This is a genomic window from Vibrio phycocola (genome assembly GCF_054404255.1).
Map to the genome: position 1 here is coordinate 87,635 of NZ_JBTAMQ010000016.1, position 10,015 is coordinate 97,649.

Here is a 10,015-nt window from a genome sequence, read left to right on the forward strand (position 1 = left end):
CCAGCATCAAAGTGCTTAATGCTGGCAAGATTGATCAGCGAACTGCGGTGAGGGAATCTAAGGAATGCCTAGAACGAAAAAAAGGAACTGGACCCGCGTCCTTCTATATAAATTCCCTCGAAAAGTCTGGTTTTTATATCGCTAAAGCTTCTTATCTCTTATTTGAGGTATGGAGCTCTGTAGCATTTGTATGGCGGCCATTTTTATCCATATTTACAGTACAACTTCTAGATTGTTCTTTGCGTCTTGTACAACTTTTAAGTTGTTAATTTGATTAATTACAACTAAAATGTTGTTTGTGGTGGGTTATACAACTTTTTAGTTGTTTTGGATGTCTGATGAAGAATATTGATGAAATTGCAGCGCTGCTCATTGAGCAACGTAAAAAGCTAGGCATCGAGCAAAAAGATATGTACATGCGAATCGGTATGAAGCAGCAACAATATCAACGCATTGAAGCGGGTAGTGACGTAAAACTATCAACCTTGCTCAGAGTGTTGGAAGGGCTGGATTTAGAGCTTTCTATTGTTCCGAAGGGAGATAAATCGAACCTTTCTCGAATCGAAAGCGTATCAGATAACCAAAGTGAACTTGGCAAAGGTAAGCTAGAAGATGACTCTGATGACCTTGATTTTTGGTTCAACTCAGAGGGTAACTAATGAGAAAGCAGATCGAGAAAGTTGAAGGTCTAAACATCCAACTACACGGTATCGATGTCGCTGTTATTGCGCATTATGCTGGTGGGAAGAACATACTGACCTTCAATCCCGAATTTGTTGCGATGCCAACTGAGAAACGGCCTGTTTTTACCTTGAGGCAACTACGCGATCCTAACTATTTAAGTAAGTCTCAGATTCGGACTGATAAGATCCCGCCGGTATTATCCAACCTGTTGCCAGAGGGAGTATTAAGAGAGCTGACAGCCAAAGCACTCCAATGCCACGTAAACAATGAGTTCTCAATCCTTGCTTACCTAGGCGCTAACTTGCCTGGAGCATTAATTGTTAAACCGATAAAAGCTGGTGATATGCCCAATTGGGCGCTAGAGCAGCGATTATCGACAGAGCCTCAACAAATTGACGTTAGGCATGCTGATACCAAGTTTTCATTGGCTGGTGTACAGATGAAGTTTTCCTCATCACATCTAGATGGGCGATACCATATCGACCAGGAAATTTCTGAGGATATGTGGATTATTAAAACCCCATCTACTGTCCATAAAGGTGTTCCCGTCAATGAGTATACCTGTATGAAACTGGCTGAGGCGGCAGGTGCTGACATTCCGGAAGTTCGGCTAATCGAACTGAAAGAGCTTGAGGGGCTACCCAATATCAAATTACCGGATGAGCAATATGCTTATGGAATCAAGCGGTTTGACCGCAGCGACAAAGGGCGTATCCATACTGAGGATTTTGCTCAAGTTTTCGGCCTTTACCCTTCGGATAAATATCAACGGGTTAACTATGAGCAGCTTGGTAGCGCACTCTATCAATCAAGCACTGAACGATTAAGTGATATTCAGCAGATGGCAAGAAGGCTGCTGATTAACATCTTGCTTGGAAATGGCGATGCACACCTTAAAAACTGGACGTTGATTTATAGTGACGCTTTTTCTCCGCGCTTGTCACCTCTTTACGACGTAGTATTCACAGCACCATACATTGAGCACGATAGTCTTGCTCTCAATATGACTGGTACCAAGCAGTGGTGTGATATTACGATGAAGCATTTTGAAATATGGGCGGATAAAGCCAGCGTTCCTTGGATCGCTATTAAGCCTCACCTGATTGATGTGATGAACCTAGTTCGGAAAAACTGGCCTGATTTGCTGCAAGAGCTTCCCATGGAAGAAGAGCAAAAAGATGCGCTAAGGAAACACTGGGGTAAGTTGAGTGATGACTTCGTAATTTCTTTGTAGACGCTAAAAACCTTAATAAATTCTAACCTATTGATTTTTTAATTATTACAAGAAAAAAAAGACGCCCTAGGACGTTTTGAGATGTTGAATTGGTGGGCTGGCGGGAGGTGACCCCGCGTCCTTCTATATAAATAACCTTGAAAAGTCTGGTTTTTATATCGCTAAATCTTCTGAGCTATTTTCTTAGCATTGTCAAAAATTGAGTCTGAAATGTGCTCGGGAAAGCCTTCAGGTAGTTTCGCTCTTACTTGTAAAATAGCGTCAGGTAGCGCGCTTTTCATTTCATTCAGTATCTCTTGCATTTTATCCTGACTAAAGTTTACTGCTTTGGCGGTATCTAAAAAGTGACGAGGCAGGACTTTACTGATTTCATACTTCTTGCCTTTCGTTGCTTTCAATCCCATCGCCAGCTTTAGCTTTCTGATATTGAGTCCTTTTCCTCCCAGTAGTGGGTAGGCTGACAAAATATCGTAGAATGGAGTGAGTCGGTAGCTCCCGCCTTTATCAATATAGATCGAAAAGTTCTTAGCGTGCCCATCTGTAGCGCCAATGAGCCATTGAAATACTTGGAACCTCATGAAGTTATATCGATCTTCTAGAGCATGACTTGAACCCATTAACAGCTCCATGATCTGTGCTATTCCTGGGCCGCCTTGAGATTCGTATTTAATGGAGGATGGAATACCAAATACTTGGCACATATCTTCTTGAGGAAGGCGAAGCAAAGTTGATTTGTCTTTTGTCCAGCGTCGATCAAATCGTTCTACTGCTAGAGCTTTAAGGTTATCAATTTCTATTATATTGACGTTGGGAACTGCGAATCCCAGTGCTCTAGCTAGCTCAATACACAGGTATTCGTTTTCGACACTGTCCTTGAGATCGAGTGTCGCATTGGCTTGTTGTATCTCGCCTATCGGCAGTTTGATTATATGGGTTGTTGGCGTATTTCCTTTCGGTATACACCATTGCCCGTTAATGAATAGGAGCGCCGTTTTCTCTTGAGCACCTGCTACCGAGATTCTAAAGTCATCTTCTTCCTCGAGCATCCCGAGTGGAATATCAGACTTGTATGCAGAAAGAACAGACTTTAATTTTTTGTCTTCAAGTACTTCGTAGCTAAGTGCTTCTTTTTTATAGGGAAGATCGGGTGGAAGCAATACAATCGCACCGACGCTATCTTTACCGACTTCTTTAAGGAGGTCGAAGGGTTGTTTGGATGAGGTATTGTATCTTGAAACGATTCTCTCTCTGACTTGAGGACTGTCTGGCAAGAGATTGTCAAAATAGTTTATAACCGCATCGGAAGTGATAGTGGGGAATTGAAGCTTTAAAGATAATGATAGTGGGCGAGTCTTAGCATTATTTATCCAGCTTTCATCATATTGAAAAGCGTGAGCACCATTCTTATGTTTCTCTAGAGTGCCAACAAGTTCACCATTCATGTATGCGATTAGCTTCTGCATTACCAACTCTCATCATCATTTTTATTTAACGAAGCTACCTGTGATTTTTCTTGGATACTCAATGTTAGTTCCATTGCTTGGGCAAGCTTAAAGAAGGTCGAGAGGGTCGTTTTGTTAGGATTATTCTCAAAGTTTGAGATGGTTGCTTGTTTTATCCCCACTTTTTTTGCGAGCTCTGATTGCGTCCAGCCGTTCTTTTGGCGTACTAGGAGCATCATATCTGCGAGTTGTTTTGGACTATATATCATTTGTTCAGCTCTCAATAAGCAGGATTATCCCCTTCTAGGTATAAACTCTAGCATATCCCCTAGTGGGGGTAAAGATTGATTTATCCTCTTGTGGGTATATGTGGATTATTATCCTTTAGTGGGGGTAAGAAGCTCGGTAGCATGTGCATGGCGGCCATTTTTAGGATTTGTAGGGGTTTACAACGAAAAACGGGATGTCCTGAGATACCCCATTTTTACTTATTGGGCTAGTGCCAGGTGAATTTTTACTTTATCTGAATGAAATTAAATGACTAATACATTGTTGATTATTGCTTGGAATACTAAGTGTGTTTTTAACTTACTTTTGGACAAAATTAAGCCCAAGATATAACAACGCTCAAGTGGTAAAAATCATGGCAGATGCTAAAGCTAGAAACAGAGTCATGGGACTAGGTATGTCTATCAGAAGATAACGGCTAGTCATATATGGTGTCGTTGATCTTCAAGCTTATTTGCGAAACAACACCTATTAAACTAGCAAATCATAAGTATCTTAAATTTCACTTATAGATAATTTTCTTATACAGCTCCACAAAAGTGAGTTATAGTGAACTTATAATTCAAGACGAACCTAACAGTGATAAAAGTACATTAAAAGGCACTTATGAAAAAAGGTAAAATGGTAAAAGCACAACCTATGCCTGATTTGAATACCGAGTTCAGTATGGACACGCTGGGGTGTGCCATTCGCTCAAAACGCACAGAAAAAGGCTGGCGTATTGATGATCTCGCTTCAAAAGCCAATTTATCTCGTAGAACAGTTATGAAGGTAGAAAAAGGCGATTCCAGTGTCACTTTTACCAATGTACTCGTCCTAATGGATATCTTAGGGCTGTCGTTACGCCTTATCGACTTAAACCTATTTATTCGTCCACATAGCCAAACAATCTCCAAAGATGAAAACAGCGTAAGCGGCAATGAGGACGGTTGGTATGAGTAAGTTACAACAGTTAGACGTGTTTATCGGTACGAATACCAAAATTGGTCGTTTGATTCTTCCTGTTGGAACGGAAACAGAATTCTCATTCATCTATGAAGAAGAATGGAAACGCACTGGTTTCCCGATTTCGCCTCATATCCCTTTCGATGATCAGGCTTCACCACGTAGTATCGAGAACTATCTCAGAAATCTTCTTCCTGAAGGAGAAGCCTTTGAGGAGATGATACAAAACACGACGATCTCCAAAAGCAATACGTTCGGACTGATTCGTAAGCTTGGTTCGGAAACATCAGGCGCATTATCTTTTCGAGTTCCAAACTCAGAACCTCAGGAAACCAGTTTCAGACCTGTACCTGATGATGAACTAATAGAGCGATTAGAGCAAAATCTAGCGCCATTAGTTTATTGGGACGGTAAGGTTCGCCTTTCGGTTGCTGGAGTTCAAAACAAATTAAACTTACTTAAGCGCGGTGATGAATGGGGATTTGGTGAAGGCAAATTAAGTTCGAACTACATTCTTAAGTTTGAAAGCGGTAAAGCTCCGTGTATTGCTGTTAATGAGTTCTTCTGTATGACATTAGCCAAGCTAGCAGGTTTGGATGTCGCTAATGTGGAGTTAACTCGCATTGGGAAGACTAGGACACTGATAATAGAGCGGTTCGATCGTGCCTATATCGAAGCTCGTGATGTCGCTCAACGAAAACATGTGATTGATGGCTGTCAGGCGACTGACTTACCTCCAGGTTACAAGTACGAGCGTCAGAATGGGGATGAAGGCGATGGCGTATATATGCGTGATGGCGTTTCTTTCCCACGCCTTCTTGACGTCAAAACCATAGACACGGTAATCACTAACCTAAAGCTTACCCAATGGATGCTCTTTAATCTAGCAACTCTAAACTACGATGCTCATGGTAAAAACATTAGCTTTTTCACGACCCCTAAAGGCCTTGAACTAGCCCCTTTTTATGATTTAGTAAACATAGAAGCTATCTCTCAAGAGGGAACAAAACGCAACTCACGAAGCGGTAAATTGTCTGCTCATGAGGGGCGTGCTGCTAGTATTCCTCAATATTTTGCAATGTCGATTGGCGATTGGAAAAGCGAAGACTTTCAAAATCCACCGAAAGGTAACTTCCAATGCCCTATCACCAGCTATGATTTAGCTGAGTTCGGCGCTCTGCTCGGCTATTCAGGCACCAAAATGGCTTCCATAATGGTAGAAACCGTTGGCGTCATAAAGAATGCCCTAAAGGAAACGATTGGACTTACCGAAGCCCAAGGAATCGATGATGAAGAGCGTGAACACATAGAACTATGTGTATCACTCATCCAAACAGAATGTGAATACTTGCTAGCGCAGGCCGACAGTGTGCCAGAAATGAGTGAACTTCTTTAATGGCAAATGCGGGGACGATTATTAGCAGTTTTATAAACTATTTTTGGACAATTTTGAGTTACTTTTTTTGCCAATTTAGCAAGGTATAAATTAACTGAAGTATGGCAACTCACTTCGTCGATTGTCCAGTATCACTGGTGCAGAACACTTATGGGTTGAACTCTGAAATAAACATTGATTTATCTGTTATCCTTGTTAGATGTCATTGATGCTAGCGATATAGAGTACTTAATGAAGAAATACGGATGGTAAGTTCGCTGATATCAGAATGAAGCAATACCAAAATTATTGTAGAATGGTCGGCGTTTCAGATACCCGTACCCCGATAGAGATAGAAATTTATGTTTGCAACAAAAGATTTGGAGATTCGAGAAGCTTTCCATCGTAAGAAGCTTAAAAGGCAACATTCTGATTCACAAACTTTAGTTATTGACGAACTTGGGCTAATGCATGGTTCAAACAGGATTGATATTGCTGTTGTTAATGGGTGTATTCACGGATATGAAATAAAAAGCTCAAAAGACAATTTATTACGGTTTAACGATCAGCTAGATACATATATTAAAACACTTCAAAAGCTAACATTAGTAGTTGCTCCAAATCATGTCTCAGAAGTCTTAGAGCTAGCCCCTGATTGGGTTGGAATAGTCCTAGCTCAAAAGGGTAGTAAAGGAGCCATTCATTTTTCTACGGTTAGAAAAGCCAAGAAAAATCCGAATGTAGATGCGCTTCATGTAGCTCATTTGCTATGGAAGCAGGAAACTCAAGAGTTATTAGAAAAACTGGGAGTTCCATTGCGAGCTCGAAGGGGGACGAGAGCCGAGCTCTATAAGACTTTGGTTAGTAAGGTTAACCTTGATGATCTGGTAAAGAATATTAAGGTAATGTTTGAAACCCGAGCAAACTGGCGTTCTGATAAACAACTAGTGTAAGGTGGTGGCTAACTGCTACTTCTTTCCATGTGCCAAGGTTACCATAACTCCCAACCCCTTGAGAGCATTCATAAATTTTAGTATCCCCTTTGGAGTATTTTGCTCCATAGAAATAGTTGTTTTGGGAAGTTACTAGTTTCTTGCATAGCCCCTTCATTTGGGATGTATCATCCCTAAATGCTGAACCTTTATAAATTACCCATTTATCTTTGTATGAATATACTAATTTAGCTGCGGGATTCATTAATCGCATATCAAAAGAGCTAAATTCAGGTGTTTCAATGGTGTAGTCACCAAAGCCAAGATTAGTGTAGGCCTTGCCCAGTGAAGCATACAATGCTTGATAGAATATCCAGTCATTTCGCTCTTGTTTTGCCCCCGGCTTTTTTACTGTGTTTAGATCCAAGGAAGTGCCTGCAATATATATTGAACGATACTCTTTGATTTGTGGAATGCTATTCAAAAGGCTTGATACAATTAAGATGACATCTTCATTTGGTTCGTATGTGCTACCTTTTTGAAAATCAACTATCAGATCTGTATGTTTAGGTATGCATCCTATAAAGGACATTAGAGTTTGTATTTTCGTTATATTACTAGGGTTGGCGAGTTGATCTAAAGCGACTCTTATTCCAAGCCCTGTCGCGTATGAGCTAACGCATTTCTTCACTGCATTTACATAGCTATGGTCATAATCTAATCGGGTGACTGGAGAAAAGTTTTTTGTAACAGAAGCTATTTCATCAAAAATGAACTCTGGTATGGTTCTACCATCACTAACATTATCTAGGTGGAGAGTATTATCGATATCTATCAATGAAGGGAGTTTTCCCCACTTCTCTTTATATCTTTTTGCAAGTTTCTCTACATGTTCTTCCGCTGTTTTTTTAGGCTTATCTTCTTCAAAATCGTATTCCACTGGGGGAATTACAAATAAAGGGTAAAGATTTCTTTTTATTGAGCTATCTAGTCGGAGTAATGCTTGATATTCTCCCTGTCTCCATTTGAGAATAGGTAAGTATTTTTTATAGGTACCTAGCTCTTCTGCCATTAAAACATCTCCCTAACTTTTCCATATCCAACCAAATCACTAAATTTTCGGTAGTTGTCTTTTTCTTTACGCCATCTGCCAGCAATGATCGCTGGATGAATTCCCATTTTGTTAGCATCACCCTCAATAGCCGTGTTTGTTGGCATAACTCTTGAGACTGCCGTTTTCCATAGGTCTGGTGGAATTAAACTATCCAGTGCAAATAAATCTGCTTCATTCTCAAGATCTTCCCCGTCTTGGTCTTCTCCAACTTTTTCATCAACAAACTCATTTCCAATATTTGATAGATGAAGAAAAACATGTCCTAGCTCATGTAGTAAAACAAACCAAAAATTATCTATACGATCATGGCGAAGAGTCATGCCTATGATCGGGGTGCCATTTTCCGCAAGCATAGCGCCACCATCTAAATAAGTACCGTGGAGATGGGGTTCGTAAATCCAAATAATTCCTTTTCTTTCAAGTAGTTCTATGGCCAATACTGGGCCGTTTTCATGCTTACTCAATTGAACTAGTTCTGGAATCCAAGAGTCATTTAGCTCAAAAGAAGGTATTTCTTTGGAGCGAATGATTTTGTTTGCAGAAGATAAAACTTGAGCCTGCCACGCAAGTAGAGATGCTTTCTTTGAGGTTTTTCCGGTAAACGAGGTTTTTCTATTTAGGGCTGGTTGCAGGCCAAATCCAAATGAACCCTTAATGAACTGCTTTGCGGACTCTAGCGTATTTGTTCCTTTATCTATCCATCCTCGTTTTTGCATTTCGTTAATTGGCAATGCACTCCAATCTATAAGATCATCTTCATTTTCTTCAAAAACGGTTTTACCATCAGAGTTTACAATTTTCTTAATATCTAGGTTGAGGTAATGAGATACGTTGATAATTCTGGATAGGTTAACGCCAGCATATTGAGATGCTTCAATTTTTGTAAATTCTTCTGGCTGAATATTTAAATAAGCGGCTACTTGGTCTTGCGTGATGTTCTTTGAAATTCGAGCACAGATAAGGTAATTCGGCAGTTCATCCAGTTTTAAGTGATTTTTGGTTTTAAAATTGCCGTGCTGAAGGTCCCCGTAGAGCTTTATGTCATCGTTCAGATCCTGAAGTTGATGACGCATTGATTCTTTTTGAATAGCATTCAACCAGTCACCGTCATCTTTGAAAGAATCTAATGCTTCTTGCAATTCTGAGGCAGCTTTTAGCGAAGATTGTAATTCTAAGTCATTAAGTATCATGTCACTTACCCTAACTATCTACTACATCATCAAGTTTTAGCAAAACAATGCCTTTTTGAGTGCCCGAGTGCTTTTCACGTTGGAAAAAGTGTATGTATTGTACGGTCTGGGCATGATCTGCAAAACTTTGGGCAGGGAAAAATTCACCTTCATATTTATCTTTTTGAGCTTTTCTACCATTTTCAAATCTTAAGAAAACCGAATCAAGCTTATCTAAATCAACGTTATTTACGTCCCAACAGGCATCATAATCGCCGGGAAGGGGTTTTTGGGTGACGTAACTGCCATCTATAAATAGGTTAGTGCAACCAGCTTGTTTTAATGATTTTATTGCCTCTAATAAACCATCAAATTGTTTACGCCTATGAGGATTAAAGACAAAAATATCGCTAAATTCTTTTATGCTTAACGTATGTATCCCTTCTTCTAATACTGGCCAAGGCGCCTTCGGAGGCTTTATAAAAGTAACTGACATTACCAACCATCAAATTAAATTAGTTGTATATAAATGGATGTATATCACGAGAGTCATGAGAATTCATTCATATATTAATCATTATGTGAGGTGAGCGTTCAAACCAGTGTTTGGCTTTCTTTAGGTTGGGCCTGCGGTAAATATTGGAGTTTGTCCAACAGCCTGTTGGACATTCGATGAAGCAGGCAATTTCCTAATTATGCAGCAGCTTGCTGCACAAATAAATCTAATGTTGGTTATATGCGCTCTAAACACGTCTTGGTCGAGTAGACGACACTTGTTACCAAGTGCCGCCCCTCTAAGAACCGTACGTGCAACTTTCACTGCATACGGCTC

General features: G+C 40.1%; 10 protein-coding genes and 1 pseudogene. 5 read left to right on the forward strand and 6 right to left on the reverse strand.

What is annotated here, in order from left to right:
- The first annotated feature begins 338 nt into the window (after positions 1–338).
- Together ACXJY6_RS17750 and ACXJY6_RS17755 are read left to right on the forward strand one after the other, a co-directional pair.
- The gene (locus tag ACXJY6_RS17750) at positions 339–659 is read left to right on the forward strand and encodes a helix-turn-helix domain-containing protein (protein ID WP_458769145.1); all 321 of its coding nucleotides are present in this window, start codon (positions 339–341) and stop codon (positions 657–659) included.
- Positions 659–1,918 (forward strand): type II toxin-antitoxin system HipA family toxin, encoded by a 1,260-nt coding sequence (locus tag ACXJY6_RS17755; RefSeq protein WP_458769146.1) that lies wholly within the window; start codon positions 659–661, stop codon positions 1,916–1,918. The genes ACXJY6_RS17750 and ACXJY6_RS17755 overlap by 1 nt, the downstream gene beginning before the upstream one ends.
- Before the next feature lie 161 nt (positions 1,919–2,079).
- On the opposite strand, the gene ACXJY6_RS17760 is transcribed toward ACXJY6_RS17755, so the two are convergent.
- Both ACXJY6_RS17760 and hipB read right to left on the reverse strand, forming a co-directional pair.
- Positions 2,080–3,381: a type II toxin-antitoxin system HipA family toxin gene (locus ACXJY6_RS17760; protein WP_458769147.1), complete on the reverse strand. Its 1,302-nt coding sequence runs from the start codon at positions 3,379–3,381 to the stop codon at positions 2,080–2,082.
- Positions 3,381–3,629, reverse strand: coding sequence for a type II toxin-antitoxin system antitoxin HipB (hipB, locus tag ACXJY6_RS17765; RefSeq protein ID WP_458769148.1), 249 nt, complete (start codon positions 3,627–3,629; stop codon positions 3,381–3,383). Before hipB ends, ACXJY6_RS17760 begins: the two co-directional genes overlap by 1 nt.
- A 625-nt stretch (positions 3,630–4,254) precedes the next feature.
- On the opposite strand from hipB, the gene ACXJY6_RS17770 reads away from it, so the two are divergent.
- The 3 genes from ACXJY6_RS17770 to ACXJY6_RS17780 all read left to right on the forward strand — a co-directional run bounded on the left by ACXJY6_RS17770 (position 4,255) and on the right by ACXJY6_RS17780 (position 6,921).
- A complete protein-coding gene (locus ACXJY6_RS17770) occupies positions 4,255–4,590 on the forward strand; it encodes a helix-turn-helix domain-containing protein (RefSeq protein WP_458769149.1) in 336 nt (111 codons plus the stop codon).
- Positions 4,583–5,989, forward strand: a complete 1,407-nt coding sequence (locus tag ACXJY6_RS17775; RefSeq protein WP_458769150.1) for a HipA domain-containing protein — start codon at positions 4,583–4,585, stop codon at positions 5,987–5,989. The genes ACXJY6_RS17770 and ACXJY6_RS17775 overlap by 8 nt, the downstream gene beginning before the upstream one ends.
- 341 nt (positions 5,990–6,330) lie before the next feature.
- Positions 6,331–6,921 (forward strand): sce7726 family protein, encoded by a 591-nt coding sequence (locus ACXJY6_RS17780; RefSeq protein WP_238774925.1) that lies wholly within the window; start codon positions 6,331–6,333, stop codon positions 6,919–6,921.
- Here the strand turns inward: ACXJY6_RS17780 and ACXJY6_RS17785 are convergent.
- From ACXJY6_RS17785 to ACXJY6_RS17800, 4 genes and pseudogenes are all read right to left on the reverse strand, one after another.
- Positions 6,866–7,972 carry a beta family protein gene (locus ACXJY6_RS17785; protein WP_458769151.1) on the reverse strand — a complete coding sequence of 369 codons (1,107 nt, stop codon included), beginning with the start codon at positions 7,970–7,972 and terminating at the stop codon, positions 6,866–6,868. The two genes, ACXJY6_RS17780 and ACXJY6_RS17785, sit on opposite strands and share 56 nt — an antisense overlap.
- Positions 7,972–9,204 carry an ImmA/IrrE family metallo-endopeptidase gene (locus ACXJY6_RS17790; RefSeq protein ID WP_458769152.1) on the reverse strand — a complete coding sequence of 411 codons (1,233 nt, stop codon included), beginning with the start codon at positions 9,202–9,204 and terminating at the stop codon, positions 7,972–7,974. Before ACXJY6_RS17790 ends, ACXJY6_RS17785 begins: the two co-directional genes overlap by 1 nt.
- Before the next feature lie 10 nt (positions 9,205–9,214).
- Entirely contained in the window at positions 9,215–9,679 is a 465-nt protein-coding gene (locus ACXJY6_RS17795) for a DUF6932 family protein (RefSeq protein WP_238774917.1), read from the reverse strand.
- Positions 9,680–9,799: 120 nt separating this feature from the next.
- A pseudogene (locus ACXJY6_RS17800) lies at positions 9,800–10,015 on the reverse strand (hypothetical protein); the annotation flags it as partial.

Coding starts and splice junctions, on each gene's coding strand:
- hipB (WP_458769148.1), bottom strand. CDS start 3,629: ATGATATATAGTCCAAAACAACTCGCAGATATGATGCTCCTAGTACGC.
- ACXJY6_RS17790 (WP_458769152.1), bottom strand. CDS start 9,204: ATGATACTTAATGACTTAGAATTACAATCTTCGCTAAAAGCTGCCTCA.
- ACXJY6_RS17775 (WP_458769150.1), top strand. CDS start 4,583: ATGAGTAAGTTACAACAGTTAGACGTGTTTATCGGTACGAATACCAAA.
- ACXJY6_RS17770 (WP_458769149.1), top strand. CDS start 4,255: ATGAAAAAAGGTAAAATGGTAAAAGCACAACCTATGCCTGATTTGAAT.
- ACXJY6_RS17760 (WP_458769147.1), bottom strand. CDS start 3,381: ATGCAGAAGCTAATCGCATACATGAATGGTGAACTTGTTGGCACTCTA.
- ACXJY6_RS17780 (WP_238774925.1), top strand. CDS start 6,331: ATGTTTGCAACAAAAGATTTGGAGATTCGAGAAGCTTTCCATCGTAAG.
- ACXJY6_RS17795 (WP_238774917.1), bottom strand. CDS start 9,679: ATGTCAGTTACTTTTATAAAGCCTCCGAAGGCGCCTTGGCCAGTATTA.
- ACXJY6_RS17785 (WP_458769151.1), bottom strand. CDS start 7,972: ATGGCAGAAGAGCTAGGTACCTATAAAAAATACTTACCTATTCTCAAA.
- ACXJY6_RS17750 (WP_458769145.1), top strand. CDS start 339: ATGAAGAATATTGATGAAATTGCAGCGCTGCTCATTGAGCAACGTAAA.
- ACXJY6_RS17755 (WP_458769146.1), top strand. CDS start 659: ATGAGAAAGCAGATCGAGAAAGTTGAAGGTCTAAACATCCAACTACAC.